This window comes from Paraburkholderia sp. GAS334 (genome assembly GCF_050436625.1).
GTDB lineage: Bacteria > Pseudomonadota > Gammaproteobacteria > Burkholderiales > Burkholderiaceae > Paraburkholderia.
Window position 1 is genome coordinate 245,911 of record NZ_JBNDMO010000003.1, and the last position, 17,987, is coordinate 263,897.

The 17,987-nt window shown below is 64.6% G+C and carries 13 protein-coding genes; 11 read left to right on the forward strand and 2 right to left on the reverse strand.

The window, feature by feature from the left end; all coding sequences use genetic code 11:
* The first annotated feature begins 43 nt into the window (after positions 1-43).
* From P3T21_RS08005 to tldD, 3 genes are all read left to right on the forward strand, one after another.
* Positions 44-4,303: a YhdP family protein gene (locus P3T21_RS08005; RefSeq protein WP_429255384.1), complete on the forward strand. Its 4,260-nt coding sequence runs from the start codon at positions 44-46 to the stop codon at positions 4,301-4,303.
* 150 nt (positions 4,304-4,453) lie between these two features.
* The gene (locus tag P3T21_RS08010) at positions 4,454-5,314 is read left to right on the forward strand and encodes a carbon-nitrogen hydrolase family protein (protein WP_429255385.1); all 861 of its coding nucleotides are present in this window, start codon (positions 4,454-4,456) and stop codon (positions 5,312-5,314) included.
* A gap of 93 nt (positions 5,315-5,407) precedes the next feature.
* Entirely contained in the window at positions 5,408-6,874 is a 1,467-nt protein-coding gene (tldD, locus tag P3T21_RS08015) for a metalloprotease TldD (protein WP_429255386.1), read from the forward strand.
* A gap of 78 nt (positions 6,875-6,952) precedes the next feature.
* On the opposite strand, the gene P3T21_RS08020 is transcribed toward tldD, so the two are convergent.
* On the reverse strand, positions 6,953-7,252 hold the full coding sequence (locus P3T21_RS08020) for a hypothetical protein (protein WP_429255387.1): 300 nt from the start codon (positions 7,250-7,252) through the stop codon (positions 6,953-6,955).
* A gap of 2 nt (positions 7,253-7,254) precedes the next feature.
* Here P3T21_RS08020 and aroG point away from each other — a divergent pair, with 2 nt between their 5' ends.
* The 3 genes from aroG (at position 7,255) to P3T21_RS08035 (ending at position 10,760) form a co-directional block, all read left to right on the forward strand.
* Positions 7,255-8,328, forward strand: coding sequence for a 3-deoxy-7-phosphoheptulonate synthase AroG (gene aroG, locus P3T21_RS08025; protein WP_429255388.1), 1,074 nt, complete (start codon positions 7,255-7,257; stop codon positions 8,326-8,328).
* 379 nt (positions 8,329-8,707) lie between these two features.
* Entirely contained in the window at positions 8,708-9,463 is a 756-nt protein-coding gene (locus tag P3T21_RS08030; RefSeq protein ID WP_429255389.1) for an acetoacetate decarboxylase, read from the forward strand.
* 61 nt (positions 9,464-9,524) lie between these two features.
* Positions 9,525-10,760 (forward strand): DUF3734 domain-containing protein, encoded by a 1,236-nt coding sequence (locus P3T21_RS08035; RefSeq protein WP_429255390.1) that lies wholly within the window; start codon positions 9,525-9,527, stop codon positions 10,758-10,760.
* 95 nt (positions 10,761-10,855) lie between these two features.
* Here P3T21_RS08035 and P3T21_RS08040 read toward each other — a convergent pair whose 3' ends face one another.
* Positions 10,856-11,410, reverse strand: a complete 555-nt coding sequence (locus P3T21_RS08040) for a cob(I)yrinic acid a,c-diamide adenosyltransferase (RefSeq protein ID WP_429255391.1) — start codon at positions 11,408-11,410, stop codon at positions 10,856-10,858.
* 184 nt (positions 11,411-11,594) lie between these two features.
* Here P3T21_RS08040 and P3T21_RS08045 point away from each other — a divergent pair, with 184 nt between their 5' ends.
* The 5 genes from P3T21_RS08045 to P3T21_RS08065 all read left to right on the forward strand — a co-directional run bounded on the left by P3T21_RS08045 (position 11,595) and on the right by P3T21_RS08065 (position 17,975).
* Positions 11,595-13,010, forward strand: a complete 1,416-nt coding sequence (locus P3T21_RS08045) for an FAD-binding oxidoreductase (protein WP_429255392.1) — start codon at positions 11,595-11,597, stop codon at positions 13,008-13,010.
* A 52-nt stretch (positions 13,011-13,062) separates the two neighbouring features.
* Entirely contained in the window at positions 13,063-14,556 is a 1,494-nt protein-coding gene (locus tag P3T21_RS08050) for an FAD-linked oxidase C-terminal domain-containing protein (RefSeq protein WP_429255393.1), read from the forward strand.
* 306 nt (positions 14,557-14,862) lie between these two features.
* Positions 14,863-15,951 carry a glycolate oxidase subunit GlcE gene (glcE, locus tag P3T21_RS08055; RefSeq protein WP_429255394.1) on the forward strand — a complete coding sequence of 363 codons (1,089 nt, stop codon included), beginning with the start codon at positions 14,863-14,865 and terminating at the stop codon, positions 15,949-15,951.
* Between the two features lie 7 nt (positions 15,952-15,958).
* Entirely contained in the window at positions 15,959-17,185 is a 1,227-nt protein-coding gene (gene glcF / locus P3T21_RS08060; protein WP_429255395.1) for a glycolate oxidase subunit GlcF, read from the forward strand.
* Between the two features lie 91 nt (positions 17,186-17,276).
* A complete protein-coding gene (locus P3T21_RS08065) occupies positions 17,277-17,975 on the forward strand; it encodes a YggS family pyridoxal phosphate-dependent enzyme (RefSeq protein ID WP_429255396.1) in 699 nt (232 codons plus the stop codon).
* The last annotated feature ends 12 nt before the right edge of the window (positions 17,976-17,987 follow it).

The window sequence follows — 17,987 nt, forward strand, 5'->3', positions numbered from 1 at the left end:
CGTCGTCAGACCGCAAAACTACCATACGCCCACCCGTCGCAGCATGTCCGAGCCAAACGAATCCGCCGAGCCGCACGAAGCCGGACGCGCCAGGCCCAACAGCGGGAGCGACCATGCTGTGCTGCGCCATACGCTGCGAGTCGTCCTTGCACTCGCGCTGGTGCTGTACTTCATCGTGGCGACCCTCGTCCTCGGTTTGCGTTACGCGGTCCTGCCGAACATCGATTCGTTTCGTCCGCGCATCGAAGCGGTCGTGTCCTCGAAGTTGCACGCGCAACTGAACATCGGCCAGCTTGCGCCGCACTGGACAGGCTTCCAGCCCGGCCTCGACATCACCAACGTCACGATCCGCGATAGCGACGGCAACACTGCGCTGACCATTCCGCACGCCACCGCGACCCTGTCGTGGAGGTCGTTCCTGCAATTCGCGCCGGTGCTCTCGACCCTGATCGTCGACAAACCGGACGTGCTGATCGCGCGCGGCACGGACGGCGTGCTGTCCGTCGCCGGCGTGCCGCTTCCCACCCGCCACACCGGTAGCGACACGTTCACCACCTGGCTGCTGCGTCAGCAGGCCATCGTGCTGCGCGGCGGCACGCTGCGCTGGCGGGATGCACGGCACGACGCGCCCGAAATCAAGCTGCACGACATCCGTCTCGCGATTCTCACCGACGGGTCCGATCACCGGCTCGCGTTACAGGCGCCGGCCGAGGGCAACGTGTTGCACGGCCCGCTCGACTTTCGCGCGAACTTCCGTCACGCGCCGCTTTCGGCGGCCGGCAAGCCGATCAACTGGAAAGGTCACGCGTATCTGTCTACCGGTCCGGTCGACCTGCCGACGCTCGCGCGCTATATCGATTTCCCGGTCGAAACTTTCGCGGGCCGCATCGATAACTCGATCTGGATCGACTTCGCTGAGGGCCGCATGACCTCCGCCGGCGGCCATCTGGCCGGCGCCAATGTATCGATGCGCGTGCGTCCGACGCAGCCGAAGCTCGACCTGCCAGTCGCGGATTTCATCTGGAACGTGGACCTGGCCAGCCGCGACTTCAAGTTGCAGTTGAGCGACCTGCATGCCGAACTCGGCCAGCCGCCGCTCGATGACGGCACGCCGGTCACGCGCTCGCTCACGCTCTCGACGCTGAACGGCCGTTTCCGGATGCCGAGCGTCCAGCACGGCCAGCTGATCAGCATCAATGGCGATCGCGTCGACCTCGGCATCCTCGCGGAATTCAGCCGTGCGCTGCCACTCCCACGCAAACTGTTGAACGAACTCGTGCGCTTCAACCCGCGCGGAATGGTCGCGAACTACGTGATCGAAGTCGAGCGTGACAAGCCCGATTCCGGCGAAGCCGCCGCCGAACATCGTCCGCCCGGCGCTGAACCGATCGTCCGTTACCGCTTCAAGGGCGACCTGCAGGGCATCAGCGTCGCCGCACAGGAACCGCCGCCGGGTCTCACCCTGCGGAACCACCCGCGCGCGGGCATTCCCGGGGTCGAAAATCTGTGGGGCAGCGTCGACGCGGACGAAAACCACGGCGCCGTCACGATCGACACCGCCAAAGTCGCCGTCACGCTGCCCGGCGTGTTCGACGATCCGCGCCTGCTGTTCGACCGGATGACCGGCCACGGTCACTGGGAAATCAGGCCGGCCGCTCGAGGCGAGCAGCACAAGGCGTTCTCGGTGGTGCTCTCCGATCTCGCGGTTGCGAATGCCGATACCGCCGCCACGGTCACCGCGAATTACACGAACCCTGGCCACGGACGCGGCGCACTCGATCTGAAGGCCGTGTTCGATCGCGCGAAGGTGCCGCAGATTCCGCGCTATCTGCCGACGAGCATCAGCGAAAAGCTGCGTCTCTATCTCGGGCACGGTCTGCAGGGCGGCACCTCGCAAGGCGCGACGATCGAGGTGCACGGCAACCTCGATAAATTCCCCTACTCGCGCGATCCGACCGCGGGCGTGTTTCACATCGTCGCACCGTTTCGTGGCGGACGCTTCGAGCCGTCGCCCTGGCCGCCGCGAACGTTGAAGGACGGCACGCCGAGTGTCTGGCCCGCGTTCGATGGCATCGACGGCAAGTTCGAGCTGAAGGAAAACGTGCTGCGTTTCGACGTCGATCGCGCGCACTACAAGCGCGTGGCGCTCGGCAAGGTCACCGGAAAGATCGACGATCTCGGCACGAGGGCGTCGAACCTCGTCATCACCGGCGACGGACGCGGTCCGCTCGCCGACCTGCTCGACTACGTGAATAACAGCGCGCTCGGCGGCATCTCGAAGCACGCCGGCGGGAAGGTCCGCGCCGAAGGACCGGCCACGCTCGCACTCAAGCTCACGGTGCCGCGCACGCCGAAGCCGCACATCGCGGTCGACGGCACGATCGGCTTCCAGAACAACACGCTGGTCATGGAGAAAGCGCCGCCGCTCTCGCGGCTCAACGGCAAACTGCGGTTCACGGAGCACACGGCGCAGACCGATCGCCTGTCCGCGCACTTCCTTGGCGGCGACGTGCATGCGAGTGGCGGCTACCGGCAGGACGGCACGTATGCATTCGATATCGCCGGCCGGATCGGCGTCGACGCCGCGCAGGGGCTGAACCTGCGCGGGCCGGCCACGCAGGTGCTCGCGCACATGAGCGGCAGCGCGCCCTATCAGATGAGCATTCAAGGCGCCAGGGGACGCTCGCCCGACGTCACGGCAAGCTCCGATCTGACCGGCCTCGCGCTCAACTTCCCCGCGCCGTTCAACAAGCCGATGGGCGAACCGATGCCGCTGCGCTTCACGTTCCGGCCGCCTTTGACGGGTGCGGCGGGTGGCGCATCCCGGTCGCCGCGGTCTTCCGGTTCCTCCATCTCGCCGGCTGCGTCCGCCTCTTCCGCCGGCCCCGCCGACGCCGGCCTGCAACGCGCCGACCTCACCTTCGGCCCCGTCGCCGCCACTTACCTGCTACGCCACGACCCGAAGCAGCCGCTGACGGTCGTTCGCGGCGCGATCGGCGTCAACAAACCGGCTGATCTGCCGCTGGAGGGCGTCACTGCCACGGCCGACGTCGAGCAGCTGGACGCCGACGCGTGGCGCGCGCTCATCTCGCAGATGCGCAGCGGCAGCAAGGACGCCATCCAGCCCGGCGTGCCGAACACGACGGCACAGCAGTTCCTGCCGACGCGCTTCGCGATCCATATCGGCACACTCACGCTCCTGAAGCGCCACTGGGACGACCTCGTCGTCGGCGCGTCGCGCGACGCCGGCCGGTGGCAGGCGAACATCGGCTCGAACCAGGTGTCCGGTCACGTCTCGTGGCTGCCGGGCGCGACGAAAGATTCGCCGGGTACCTTGCAGGCGCGCTTTGCGAAACTCGTGATTCCGTCGGCGACTGAAAAAGATCTGCTCGGCCGCGCGATGTCGGTGCCCGCGCAGAACATGCCGTCGATCGATCTGATCGTGAACGAGCTGATCGTGCGCGAGCGCAACCTCGGCCGGCTGGAAGTCGATGCGCACAATTTCGACGAAGACGGTGTGCCCGTCTGGCAACTGGACAAACTCGACATCAGCAATCCCGCCGCGACGCTGACCGCGACGGCGAACTGGCGCACCGATCAGACACTGACCAGCAATTCCGAACAAGAAGCGCCGCGTCGCACGGCGCTCGACTTCAAGCTCGACATCAAGGATGCCGGCGCGCTGCTCGAACGCGCCGGCCTCGCGCATACGATCAAGGCAGGCTCCGGCACGCTGTCGGGCAAGCTCGTCTGGCTCGGCGGCCCGACGGTGATCGATTACCCGACGCTCGATGGCACGCTCGCCGTCGATCTGCGTCATGGGCAGATCCTGAAGGTGGATCCGGGCGTGGCGAAACTGCTCGGCGTGATCAGCCTGCAAAGCCTTGCGCACTACGCGACACTCAACTTCCGCGACGTGATCGGCGAAGGCCTGCCGTTCGAAAGCGTGACGGGCACGGCGAAGATCGACAATGGCGTCGGCCGTACGGATAACTTCGAGATGGTCCTGGCGCCCGCGCGCGCCAACATGAAGGGCACCGTCGATCTCGCCCATGAAACCGAGGACCTGCGCGTGCACGTCACGCCGACGGTCAGCGCGGGCGCGGGCGTCGTGGTCGCCGCGGTCATTAACCCGCTGTTCGGTCTCGGTGCGCTGCTCGCGGACTTCGCGCTGTCGCAGTCGATCGAACACGCCTTCGCGATGGACTACGCGATCACCGGCCCGTGGGCGAAACCGCACATCGAGCGGGTCCGTGTCGATCGCGGTAAGATGAACACGCCGGTTCCGGCTGCCGTTGAGTAAGTGCTGATCGGACCCTGTCGCGGGCAGTTGCCGTGGCAGGCAGTTTGCGACGGTATTGCCATGATTTGTCCCCGGCGCGTTGTCAGGTACGCGGGGTTCGCGAAGCCTGCGGAATGCGCGCCGCCCAGCCGGGAGTCTTTCGAAACGCTCATGAGCGATCAACACGCCGATTCTCCGTCCTCCCTCGCGTCGTTCCGGGTTGCCGCGCTGCAGATGGTGAGCACGCCCGAGCGCGACCGCAATCTCGCCGAAGCCGACCGTCTCATCGCCGAAGCGGCCGCCGATGGCGCACAGCTCGTGCTGCTGCCGGAATACTTCTGCTTCATGGGCTTCAAGGACACCGACAAGCTCACCGTCCGCGAAGCATATGGCGACGGGCCGATCCAGCGTTTTCTCGCCGACGCGGCGCGCCGCCACAAGGTCTGGATCATCGGCGGTACGCTGCCGCTGACCGCGCCCGAAGTGACCCGCGTGCTGAATACGACGCTCGTCTTCGACCCGCAGGGCCGTGAAGCCGCCCGCTACGACAAGATCCACCTCTTCAGCTTCGAAAAAGGCGAGGAATCGTTCGACGAAGCGCGCACGATCCGCCCCGGCGACGAAGTCCGCACGTTCGACGCGCCGTTCGGACGGGTCGGTCTGTCCGTCTGCTACGATCTTCGCTTTCCGGAGCTGTATCGCCGGATGGGCGATTGCGCGATGATCGTCGTACCGTCCGCGTTCACTTACACGACGGGCCGCGCGCATTGGGAAACGCTGCTGCGCGCCCGCGCCGTCGAGAACCAGTGTTACGTGCTGGCCGCCGCGCAGGGTGGCAAACACGAAAACGGCCGCCGGACCTGGGGCCACAGCATGCTGATCGACCCGTGGGGCGAGATTGTTGCAGTGCGTGACGAAGGCGCGGGCGTCGTAGCCGGTAATATCGAGCGCGCACGCATCGATGAAGTCCGCCAGAGCCTGCCTGCATGGCGACATCGCGTCCTGACGTTCACATCACCTGATCCAGACTGACCTTGAAAGCGCCGCGCCGACGATCCATCTAATGAACCTGACATCGACGCCCGTTCCGACCGAATCCTTTGCATTGAAAAGACCAGACCTCGCATGAATATCATCGAACCCGGCATCCGTAACCTCGCGACCGCCAAGGACGTGCTCCTCACGCCCTATGGCCTCGACGAAGGCGTTCTCACCCGCACGCTCGCGGAAATTTTCACGCATCGCATCGACTACGCCGACCTGTATTTCCAGGCGACGCGCAGCGAAGCGTGGAGTCTGGAAGAAGGCATCGTCAAATCGGGCAGCTTCAGCATCGATCAGGGCGTCGGCGTGCGCGCCGTGTCGGGTGACCGCACGGCGTTCGCATATTCGGACGACCTGTCGCCCGAAGCGATCCGCCAGGCGGCGCTTGCCACCCGGTCGATTGCGAAGGCGGGCGGCGGCAAGCAGAAGATCAAGGTGGCCTCGTCGCTGACCGGCATCGCGGGCCGCGACCTGTATCTGCCGTCCGATCCGCTGCATTCGCTCGACGCGACCGCCAAGGTCAAGCTGCTCGAACGCATCGAGCAGATGGCGCGCGGCCGCGATCCGCGCATCAAGCAGGTGATGGCGGGCCTCGCCGGCGAATACGACGTCGTGCTCGTCGCGCGCAGCGACGGCGCGCTGGCCGCGGACATCCGTCCGCTGGTGCGCGTGTCGGTCACGGTGATCGCCGAACAGAACGGCCGCCGCGAAATCGGCAGCGGTGGCGGCGGCGGACGCTTCGACTACGGCTATTTCACCGACCAAATCCTGTCGAAGTACGTCGACGACGCCGTCCATGCAGCGCTCGTGAACCTCGACGCACGCCCGGCGCCTGCCGGCGCGATGACCGTCGTGCTCGGACCGGGCTGGCCTGGCGTGCTGCTGCACGAAGCGATCGGCCACGGTCTTGAGGGCGACTTCAACCGCAAGGGTTCGTCGGCGTTCGCTGGACGCATCGGCGAACAGGTGGCGGCAAAGGGTGTCACGGTGGTCGACGACGGCACGCTGCCGAACCGTCGCGGCTCGCTGAACATCGACGACGAAGGCAACCCGACGCAGTGCACGACCCTGATCGAGGACGGCATCCTGAAGGGCTACATCCAGGACACGCTGAATGCGCGCCTGATGAAGATGCCGGTGACGGGCAACGCGCGCCGCGAGTCGTACGCCGCGCTGCCGATGCCGCGCATGACCAACACGTACATGCTGAACGGCGACAAGGATCCGCAGGAAATCATCGCATCGGTGAAGAACGGCCTGTATGCGGTGAACTTCGGCGGCGGCCAGGTCGACATCACGAACGGCAAGTTCGTGTTCTCGGCGTCCGAGGCGTACATGATCGAGAACGGCAAGATCAGCTACCCGGTCAAGGGCGCGACGCTGATCGGCAGCGGCCCGGAATCGCTCAAGTTCGTCAGCATGATTGGCAACGACATGTCGCTGGATACGGGCGTCGGCGTCTGCGGCAAGGAAGGCCAGAGCGTGCCGGTGGGCGTCGGCCAGCCGACGCTGCGCATCGATCGCATGACGGTCGGCGGTACAGTCTGATTGTCGCCTCGGCGCACGTTTCGTGCATTTTTTACATGGAACGTGCGGAATATCCGCATTTTTGCAGGTCGATGCTTGTCACGCGCGCCTGAGCGGGTTATAAAGCCATTCAACCTTTTCGACGAGCGACACTTTTTCGCCATGTCTTCCGCCAAGTTTTACTTTTATTTTTTCTGGCATCTCAGACCGCTGGCGGATCGAGAGGGGTGTTAGTGCACGAAACACCTGGAATTCCCGAAAAACCGCCAGCGAGTCTGGCGGTTTTTTTTCGCCCGTCCGCTTTTTACTGATTTGACGTTGAACGCCTTTGAGTTCGTTTGCCGCGGTCTTGAGATCTTTCCCGCGCGAACACGCTACGAACTGAATCCTGGAGAACAAGCATGCCCCCGCACAATACCGACGATGTCCGCATTCGAGAATTGAAAGAACTGACGCCGCCGGCGCACCTGATCCGCGAATTCTCACTCGACGAAAACGTGTCGAACACGATCTACAACGCGCGTCAGTCGATGCATCGCATCCTGCACGGCATGGAAGACCGCCTGATCGTCGTCATCGGACCCTGCTCGATTCACGACACGAAGGCCGCGCTCGAATACGCCGGTCGTCTGATCGAGCAGCGCAAGCGCTTCGCGGGCGAACTCGAGATCGTGATGCGCGTGTACTTCGAAAAGCCGCGCACGACGGTGGGCTGGAAGGGTCTCATCAACGACCCGTACATGGACAACAGCTTCAAGATCAACGACGGCCTGCGTACCGCGCGCGAACTGCTGCTGAAAATCAACGAACTCGGCCTGCCGGCGGGCACCGAATACCTCGACATGATCAGCCCGCAGTACATCGCCGATCTGATCTCGTGGGGCGCGATCGGCGCGCGTACGACCGAATCGCAGGTGCACCGCGAACTGGCTTCGGGCCTGTCGTGCCCGGTCGGCTTCAAGAACGGCACGGACGGCAACGTGAAGATCGCCGTCGATGCGATCAAGGCCGCGTCGCAGCCGCACCATTTCCTGTCGGTGACGAAGGGCGGCCATTCGGCAATCGTGTCGACGGCCGGCAATGAGGATTGCCACATCATCCTGCGCGGCGGCAAGGCGCCGAACTACGACGCGGAAAGCGTAAACGCCGCGTGCGCCGACATCGGCAAGGCCGGTCTTGCTGCGCGCCTGATGATCGACGCGAGCCACGCGAACAGCTCGAAGAAGCACGAGAACCAGATTCCGGTGTGCGCGGACATCGGCAGCCAGATCGCTGCCGGCGACGAGCGGATCGTCGGCGTGATGGTCGAATCGCATCTGGTGGCGGGCCGCCAGGACCTGCAGGAAGGCTGCGAGCTGACGTACGGTCAGAGCGTCACCGATGCATGTATCGGCTGGGACGAAAGCACCGGCGTGCTCGAGGGCCTCGCCGAATCGGTCAAGCAGCGACGCGTCGCGCGCGGGAGCGGGAATTAAGCGCTGGCTGTATGTTTTATCTTCGCTGAAGGGGCTCGCTTGAACCTGCTTCTGGCTATCCATGCCGCCCGGTTGCTCAAACCCGGCGGCATTTTTTTCGGGCGCTGATCGCGTGCGCGCTACACCAGATTTGTGACGGTTCGAATCGTTCGTCCTTTCATGTCGGCTGCTTCGCGCGCCATGTCGCCCAGGATTCGTCTTATGCCGAAAAGCCTGTTGCGACGCAAAAGGATTTGATCGAGTATCTGGAGTGTTGTCGCACGTACCGGTTCGCCCGGTCGCGGTTCCGCTATCCTGCTGATCCGCCGTTTTATTTCCCGCCCAGAGCGTCCCGCAGGCCGCTTCCGACGCTCTCCCGAACATTGTTTTCGGAGATCTCATGAAAATCGAACAAGTACGCGAAACCGCATTCTCGATGCCGCTGACGAGCCCGGCCTACCCGATCGGGCCGTACCGGTTCGTCAATCGTGAATTCATGATCATCACGTACCGCACCGATATCGAGAAGCTGCGCGCGCTCGTGCCGGAGCCGCTCGAGGTCTACACGGATCTCGTGCATTACGAGTTCATCCGGATGCCGGATTCCACAGGCTTCGGCGATTACACGGAAAGCGGCCAGGTCATCCCGGTCAAATTCAACGGCAAGGCCGGCGCGTACACGCACGCGATGTATCTGGACGATCACCCGCCGATCGCCGGCGGTCGCGAGTTGTGGGGCTTTCCGAAGAAGCTCGCGTCACCGAAACTGGAGACCCATATCGACGTGCTGGTCGGCACGCTCGATTTCGGCCCGGTGCGCGTCGCGACGGGCACGATGGGCTACAAGCACACCGCGCTCGATGCCGAAGCCGAACGCGTCAAGATGAGCGGCGACAACTATCTGCTGAAGATCATTCCGCATGTGGATGGCACGCCGCGCATCTGCGAGATCGTCCGCTACCACCTGAAGGACATTCACGTCAAAGGCGCGTGGAGCGGCCCGGCTTCGCTGACGCTCTCGTCGCACGCGCTTGCCCCGGTGGGCGACCTGCCGGTGCTGGAGATCGTCGAGGCGCGGCACATCATCGCCGACCTCACGCTGGCGCTGGGCGAAGTGGCATTCGATTACCTGTCGGCCGATCAGGAGAGCCGCTGAGTCACACGTTCCAGAAGACGGTACGCCGGGCAGACCGGCTCGCTTAACAACGAGGCAAAAAATGGCGACCCAGACAAACCACACTCCGGCTCCGCTCAACGAGACGGTCTCGCAGCACTACGAAACCGTGGCGCTCGTCCTGCAGGGCGGCGGCGCGCTCGGCTCCTATCAGGCCGGCGTCTATGAAGGGCTCGCCGAGGTTGGCATTCATCCCAACTGGGTCGCGGGCATCTCGATCGGCGCATTGAATACGGCAATCATCGCGGGCAATGCACCCGAGAAACGCGTCGACGCGTTGAAGCAGTTCTGGACCACGATCTGCCAGCCGGCGTTCCCGCTGCATTTCTGGCCGGCCGAGCTCGAAACCCGCCTGTACGGCATATCCGACTCCTATCGACAGGCGTTTTCCTCGTTTTATGCGGCCCGGGCGCTGCTGGATGGGCAGAAGGGCTTTTTCACGCCACGCTTTCCGCCACCGGTCGGGCCGCAATCGCTCAAGGTGACCGAAGCCAGCTATTACGACACACGTGCGCTGAAGGGCACGCTCGAGCGGTTTGCCGATTTCGACCGGATCAATCACGGCGGCACGCGCGTGTGCGTGGGCGCCGCGAATGTGGCAACGGGCAACCTGACGTTCTTCGACAATGCGCACCTCACGTTGCGGCCGGAACACTTCATGGCGTCCGGCTCGCTGCCACCGGGCTTTCCGGCCGTCGAAGTGGACGGACAGTTCTACTGGGACGGCGGCCTCATTTCCAACACGCCGCTGTCGGAGGTACTGGGGCAAACGCCGCGGCGCGACACGCTCGCCTTCCAGGTCGATCTGTGGAGCGCACAGGGCGTCCTGCCGTCGAACATGGGACAGGTCGACGACCGGACGAAAGACATCCAGTATTCCAGCCGGACGCGAGCCGTTACCCATGACGTGCGTCGCACGCAGTTGCTGCGTCGGACGCTTCGCGAGGTGTTGCGTCACGTGAGCCCGGAAGCACTCGAAAACGACCCGTGGTGCAAGATCGCCGCGCAGATGTCGACAGACAAGCGCTACAACGTCGTGCAACTGATCTACAAGGACAAGCCGTTCGAAAACCAGTTCAAGGACTTCCAGTTCGGCTTCAATACGATGCTGGACCACTGGTCGACGGGTCTTGCCGATATTCGCGAAACGCTCGCTCACCCGGAGTGGCTCGATCTGCCGGAGAACGAAGCGGGATTCGCGTCACGGGATGTGCACGCGCCGACGAGCAGCGACCGGCTCGGGCCGAAGTCGAAGGTGGAGCGCGAAGCGGGAATCTGAAGGGCGGCGTTCCGGTCTGCGCGTCGATCGAAGTCGCAAGCGAACCGATCGGCAAGCCGGCCGGGTGCCATTTCAGCGCTTATCCCTCATGCTGCTCACGTCGATTTGCGATCGTGCTCCCACAGCACGTCCGTGCCACCATCGGCGCGGTTCATCACGCGCGCGAGCACGAACAGCAGATCGGAAAGCCGGTTCACGTACTGACGTGGCGCCGCGTTGATCGTCTCAGTCTGGCCGAGCGCCACGATCGACCGCTCGGCCCGGCGACATACTGTCCGGCAGACATGCGCCACGGCCGCGGCGCGCGAACCGCCTGGCAGGATGAACTCCTTCAGCGGCGGCAAGGTTGCGTTGTAATGGGCGAGCCACGCGTCGAGTTGCGCAAGCTGCGCGTCGACAATCATCGTGTGGCCAGGAACACAGAGCTCGCCACCGAGATCGAACAGATCGTGCTGGATCGCGAACAGCGCCTTCCGCACGTCGTCGGGCAACGCTTCGCACAGCAGCACACCAAGGTTCGAATTCAGCTCATCGACGTCGCCAATGGCGGCAATCCGCGCGTCGTCCTTGCGCACGCGCCGGCCGTCGCCGAGACCGGTGGTGCCGTCGTCGCCTGTCCGGGTGGCGATTTTACTCAGGCGGTAGCCCATGATGTCTTCCTTGATGTGGTGACGATGCGGTGACAATCCACTGATAATGCGCTACCTCACGCCAGCGGGCACGTGCGGCCATCGCGCCATTATAGGTTTGTCAGCCGCGACCCGCGCCAGGCGGGTGATCGGCGTAAAATGGGCTGCATCAATAGAACAACCCGTCCGCTTTCAGGAGACTCGCGTGAATCATCCTGTGCCCCCGGCACCGTTGCGCCGCCCGTTCCCCGCGGACCTGCTGGTTGCGCTCAAGTCCGCGTTCTCCGAGCGCGCTTCGACATCCGACGCCGTGCGCGCCCATCACGGCCGCGACGAATCCCCCTTCGATCCGCAACTGCCCGACGCCGTCGTCTACGCGCGCACGACCGAAGAAGTACAGACCATCGTCAAGCTCTGTGCACAGCACGACGCGCCGGTGATTCCGTATGGCAACGGCTCATCGCTCGAAGGACATCTGCTTGCCGTCCAGGGCGGCGTGTCGATCGACCTGTCGGAGATGAATCATGTGTTGTCGATCAACGCAGAAGACCTCACCGTCACCGTCGAGCCAGGCATTTCGCGCAAGCAGTTGAACGAAGCGTTGCGCGATACCGGCCTTTTCTTCCCGATTGATCCGGGCGCGGACGCGAGCATCGGCGGCATGTCGGCGACGCGTGCTTCGGGCACCAACGCCGTGCGCTACGGCACGATGCGCGAGAACGTGCTCGGCCTGACCGTCGTGCTCGCCGACGGCCGCATCATCAAGACCGGTACGCGGGCACGCAAATCGTCGGCGGGTTACGACCTGACGCGCCTCTTTGTAGGCTCGGAAGGCACGCTCGGCGTCATCACCGAAATCACCGTGCGGCTCTATCCGCAGCCAGACGCGGTGTCGGCTGCGGTGTGCACGTTTCCATCGATGGGTGATGCGGTGCGTGCCGTCATCGAGACGATCCAGATCGGCGTGCCGATCGCACGCGTCGAGTTCGTCGATTCGCTCGCGATCCGCTCGATCAACCGTCATTCGAACCTGACGCTGCGCGAAGCGCCCACACTCTTCTTCGAGTTCCACGGCACTGAAGCTGGCGTCAAGGAACAGGCCGAACTCGTTCAGGAAATCGCCGCGCAGAACCACGGTGAAGGCTTCGAATGGGCGACGCGTCCGGAAGAGCGCAACCGTCTGTGGAACGCGCGACACAACGCCTACTTCGCCATGCTGCAACTGAAGCCCGGCTGCCGCGCGGTCACGACCGATGTCTGCGTGCCGATCTCGCGTCTCGCGGAATGTGTCGTCGAAACCGAGCAGGACCTGAAGGAATCGCCGCTGCCCTGCCCGATCGTCGGCCACGTTGGCGACGGCAATTTTCACGTCGCGATCCTGATCGATCCGAACAGGCCGGAAGAACTCGTCGAAGCCGAGCGGCTGAACCATCGCATCGTCGAGCGCGCGCTGCGCATGGACGGCACCTGTACCGGCGAACATGGCGTCGGTCTGCACAAGATGGGTTTTCTTCTTGAGGAACACGGCGAAGATACGGTCGACACGATGCGCGCAATCAAGCACGCGCTCGACCCGCGCAATCTGATGAACCCGGGCAAGATTTTTTCCTGGGCAGCATGACCCGACGGGCGAACCGGCATACCCCGACCGCGCGCCCGCACAAGGAGGAGACATGAACGCACCTGGCGAACTTTCGCCTGAAGTTCTCGCCCAGCGCCAGCGCGAAGTCGTGCAGGCCCTGATGGCCGTGCTGCCGACGCATTGTCTGCTGTATCGCGAAGAAGATACGGTCGCCTACGATTGCGACGGTCTGGCCGCATACCGGCGGCTGCCGCTTGCGGTCGCGCTGCCGGAAACCGAGTCGCAGGTGCAGCGCATCGTCCAGATCTGTCACCGGCTCGATGTGCCGATCGTGCCACGTGGCGCGGGCACCGGTCTGTCGGGCGGCGCGCTGCCGATCCGCCACGGGGTCGTCGTGTCGCTTGCGCGCTTTCGCAAGATCGTCGAGGTCGATTCATACGCGCGCACCGCGACCGTTCAACCGGGCGTGCGCAACCTCGCCATTTCGGAAGCCGCTGCACCCTACGGCCTTTACTACGCGCCTGATCCCTCTTCGCAGATCGCCTGCACGATCGGCGGCAACGTCTCCGAGAATTCCGGCGGCGTGCATTGCCTCAAGTACGGGCTCACCGTGCACAACGTGCTGCGCGTGCGGGCCGTGACGATGGAAGGGGACATCGTCGAGTTCGGCTCGCTCGGACCCGACGCGCCCGGGCTCGACCTGCTCGCGGTGCTGATCGGCAGTGAAGGCATGTTCGCGATCGTCACTGAAGTCACCGTCAAGCTGATCCCGAAGCCGCAGACCGCGCAGGTCATCATGGCCAGCTTCGACGACGTCGTGAAAGGTGGCGATGCGGTCGCCGGCATCATCGCGGCGGGCATCATCCCGGCCGGCCTCGAAATGATGGACAAGCCCGCGACGCGCGCCGTCGAGGAATTCGTCAACGCCGGCTACGACCTCGACGCTGCAGCCATCCTGCTATGCGAATCGGACGGCACGCCGGAAGAAGTCTCCGAGGAGATTGTCCGCATGACCGCGGTGTTGCGCGAGTGCGGCGCGACGCGCATCCAGATTTCGCGCACGGAAAGCGAGCGGCTCAAGTTCTGGTCAGGACGCAAGAACGCGTTTCCGGCGGCGGGCCGCATCTCGCCCGACTACTACTGCATGGACGGCACCGTGCCGCGCCGCAGCATCGGCCCGCTGCTGTCGCGCATCGAGGAGATGGAGAAGAAATATTCGCTGCGCTGTATCAACGTGTTCCACGCGGGCGACGGCAACATGCATCCGCTGATTCTCTTCAATGGCAACGATCTCGACGAATGGCATCGCGCCGAGGCGTTCGGCTCGGACATTCTGGAATGCTGCGTCGAACTGGGCGGGACGATAACGGGCGAACACGGTGTCGGCATCGAGAAGATCAATTCGATGTGCGTGCAGTTCTCGCCGGAAGAGCGCGACGCCTTTCACGCAGTGAAGCGTGCGTTCGATCCGCCCGGTCTGCTGAATCCGGATAAGGGAATTCCGACGCGCGCCCGTTGCGCGGAATATGGCCGGATGCATGTGCGCGGGGGATTGTTGCCGCATCCGGAGCTGCCGCGGTTTTAGGTACGACGGACGGCGCTGAATCCGTGCGTTGCTGCGGTTCCGGCTCGCGGCGCAATGCTACTGAAGCCGGAGTCGCTGCGGTCCGTCGCCTGAGGCGGCGGCCGTTCTTCGACGGTGCAACCGGATCCCGGCGGCGCCGGTTTTGGCGCTTTCGTCCGTTCGACATGGACATGCGCGGCAAGCGGGCCCTGACCCACGCCTTCCGTCCATCAAAGCTCCGGCCGCATTACCCGTACGGGTCGGCTCCGGGTTGCCAGAGCCGCCCCGCCCGGTACAATCGGACGAAACACAACGAAGCAGGACGCCATGGAAGAGGACGACATCGTCGCCGTTTGGTCTGAACGTATCCGTTCGGCCAGCGCTGAAGGACGCGCGGTGCGCATTCGCGGCGGCGGTACGAAAGACTGGTACGGCCAGAGCCTGGAAGGCGAAATCCTCGACACGCGTGCGCATCGCGGCATCATCGCTTACGACCCGGCCGAACTCGTGATCACCGCACGCGCCGGCACGCCGCTCCTCGAAATCGAAGCGGCCCTCGCCGAACACCGGCAGATGCTCGCGTTCGAACCGCCACACTTCGGCCCGCAGGCGACGTTCGGCGGTTGCATCGCGGCCGGCATCGCCGGGCCGCGCCGGCCGTCCGCGGGCGCCGTGCGTGACTTCGTGCTCGGCACGGTCGTGATGAACGGCCAGGGGCAGAAGCTGCACTTCGGCGGGCAGGTCGTGAAGAACGTCGCCGGTTACGACGTGTCGCGCCTGATGGCCGGCTCGCTCGGCACGCTCGGCCTGATCCTCGAATTGTCCGTGAAGGTGATGCCGCGCCCCGTCGCCGAAGCGACGCTCAAGTTCGACATGAACGGCACCGACGCCGTGCGCAAGCTCAACGAATGGGGCGGCCGTCCGCTGCCCATCACCGCGAGCGCCTGGCGCAACGGCACGCTCGCCATGCGCCTTGCCGGCGCGGAAGCCGCGGTCAAGTCGGCGCGTACATCGCTCGGCGGCGAAGTGGTCGATGCGGTCGAAGCCGAGCGTTTCTGGGCCGGGCTGCGTGAACAGACCGACCCGTTCTTCTCCGCGATCGCACCCGGCGCCGCGTTGTGGCGTCTCGCGTTGCCGTCGATCACCGAGCCTTTACAGCTTCCGGGCGCGCAGCTGATGGAATGGGGCGGCGCGCAACGCTGGTGGATCACCGACACCGACGCGCAGACCGTCCGCATCAGCGCGAAGCAGGCTGGCGGCCACGCGACGATCTTCCGCACCGGACACGGCTACGACCGCAGCGCAGGCGTGTTCACGCCGCTGCCCGCTCCGTTGATGAAAATCCACCGCGGCCTCAAAACCGCGTTCGACCCGGCCCGCATCTTCAATCGCGGCCGGCTCTACCCCGACTTCTGAGCGCGCGATGCAAACCAACCTCGCGGACTTCATTCGCAACACCCCCGATGGCGACGAAGCCGACTCCATCCTGCGCAAATGCGTGCATTGCGGCTTCTGCACGGCAACCTGTCCCACCTACCAGCTACTCGGCGACGAACTCGACGGCCCACGCGGCCGCATCTACCTGATCAAGCAGATGGTGGAAGGGGCGCCTGTGACGCGCAGCACGCAGATGCACCTCGACCGTTGCCTGACGTGCCGCAACTGCGAGACGACGTGCCCGTCCGGCGTGCAATACGGGCGCCTCGTCGAAATCGGCCGCAAGGTCGTCGAGGAGCATGTAAAACGGCCGCCCGGCCAGCGCCTGCTGCGCCGCGTGCTCGCGAGCTTCCTGCCGAACAGCGCGCTTTTCACGCCCGCGATGCGGCTCGGCCAGCACGTCCGCCCGCTCCTGCCGAGGAAGCTGCGCGACAAGGTGCCCGCGCGTCAGCCGCTGCTCGAATGGCCCACAGCGCAGCACCCGCGCAAGATGCTGATGCTGGCCGGCTGCGTGCAGCCTTCGATGATGCCGAACGTCAACACCGCGACCGCGCGTGTGCTTGACGCCCTCGGCATCGAGACCATCGTCGCGCCGGAGGCCGGCTGCTGCGGCGCGATCCGCCTGCACCTCGGCTACAACGACGAAGCCCTCGACGACATCCGCGCCAACATCGACGCGTGGTGGCCGCACGTCGAAGCGGGCGCGGAAGCGATCGTGATGAACGCGTCAGGCTGCGGCGCGACGGTGCGCGAATATGCGTACCTGCTGCGCAACGACCCGGCGTATGCCGGCAAGGCGCAGCGCATCGTGGCACTGACGCGCGACATCTGCGAAATCCTGCCCGACTTCGAAGAATCGCTCGTGGCCCTCGCGCGCCGCCGTTCCGTGCATACAGTCGCCTTCCACCCGCCGTGCACGCTGCAGCATGGACAGCAGGTCCGCGGGCACGTCGAGCACCTGCTCACCGCGCTCGGCATCGAAGTGCGCCTGCCCGCCGACAGCCACCTGTGCTGCGGTTCGGCCGGCACCTATTCACTCACGCAGCCGACGCTTTCCTACACGTTGCGTAACCAGAAGCTCGAACGGTTGCGCGCGCTGGAACCGCAACTGATTGTTTCGGCCAACGTGGGTTGCATCGCGCATCTGCAAAGCGGCACATCGATTCCGGTCACGCACTGGATCGAGTTGGTTGAGCATATGCTGTCGGCCTGATGTTTTCTACCTGGCCGTTCGGCTGAGTCGGCGCCGCAGGGCGGCGTCCGTATAATTCCGTACATCGCCCTGCTATGTGTTCAACCGCCTCATGCCCGATCTCATCCATAACCTCGACGCCGTGCATCAGCGCATCGCTCTTGCCGCTCAAGTGGCGGGTCGCGACCCGCGCTCTGTTACGCTGCTAGCCGTTTCGAAAACGTTCCCAGCCGAAGACGTGCGCGCGGCGCATGCCGCAGGTCAGCGTGCATTCGGCGAAAACTACGTGCAGGAAGCGATCACCAAGATTGAATCGCTGGCCGATCTGCGCGCGGATCTTGAATGGCATTTCATTGGTCCGCTGCAATCGAACAAGACGAAGCCAGTCGCGCAACATTTCGACTGGGTTCACTCGATCGATCGCCTGAAGATTGCCGAGCGGCTTTCCGAGCAGCGGCCGGATGGTCTGGCACCGCTCAACGTGTGCCTGCAGGTGAACGCCAGCGGCGAAGCGTCGAAAAGCGGTGTTGCGCCCGCCGAAGCACTGGAGCTTGCCCGCGCGATCGCAGCGCTACCCAGGCTGCGTCTGCGTGGTCTGATGTCGATCCCCGAACCGGCTGGCAGCGTCGAAGAGCAACGTGCGCCGCACCGTCTGCTGCGCGAGCTCTTCGAACAGCTTCGTGCAGATGGGCTCGAACTCGACACGTTGTCGATGGGCATGTCAGGCGATCTCGCAGCGGCCGTAATCGAAGGCGCGACGATCGTGCGTGTCGGCACGGCAATTTTCGGCGCGCGTGACTACTCAAACTGAACAGAACACTTC

Excerpts from the sequence above, each read along its gene's own strand:
- P3T21_RS08005 (WP_429255384.1), top strand. The coding sequence starts at position 44 with ATGTCCGAGCCAAACGAATCCGCCGAGCCGCACGAAGCCGGACGCGCC.
- P3T21_RS08010 (WP_429255385.1), top strand. The coding sequence starts at position 4,454 with ATGAGCGATCAACACGCCGATTCTCCGTCCTCCCTCGCGTCGTTCCGG.
- tldD (WP_429255386.1), top strand. The coding sequence starts at position 5,408 with ATGAATATCATCGAACCCGGCATCCGTAACCTCGCGACCGCCAAGGAC.
- aroG (WP_429255388.1), top strand. The coding sequence starts at position 7,255 with ATGCCCCCGCACAATACCGACGATGTCCGCATTCGAGAATTGAAAGAA.
- P3T21_RS08030 (WP_429255389.1), top strand. The coding sequence starts at position 8,708 with ATGAAAATCGAACAAGTACGCGAAACCGCATTCTCGATGCCGCTGACG.
- P3T21_RS08035 (WP_429255390.1), top strand. The coding sequence starts at position 9,525 with ATGGCGACCCAGACAAACCACACTCCGGCTCCGCTCAACGAGACGGTC.
- P3T21_RS08040 (WP_429255391.1), bottom strand. The coding sequence starts at position 11,410 with ATGGGCTACCGCCTGAGTAAAATCGCCACCCGGACAGGCGACGACGGC.
- P3T21_RS08050 (WP_429255393.1), top strand. The coding sequence starts at position 13,063 with ATGAACGCACCTGGCGAACTTTCGCCTGAAGTTCTCGCCCAGCGCCAG.
- glcE (WP_429255394.1), top strand. The coding sequence starts at position 14,863 with ATGGAAGAGGACGACATCGTCGCCGTTTGGTCTGAACGTATCCGTTCG.
- glcF (WP_429255395.1), top strand. The coding sequence starts at position 15,959 with ATGCAAACCAACCTCGCGGACTTCATTCGCAACACCCCCGATGGCGAC.
- P3T21_RS08065 (WP_429255396.1), top strand. The coding sequence starts at position 17,277 with ATGCCCGATCTCATCCATAACCTCGACGCCGTGCATCAGCGCATCGCT.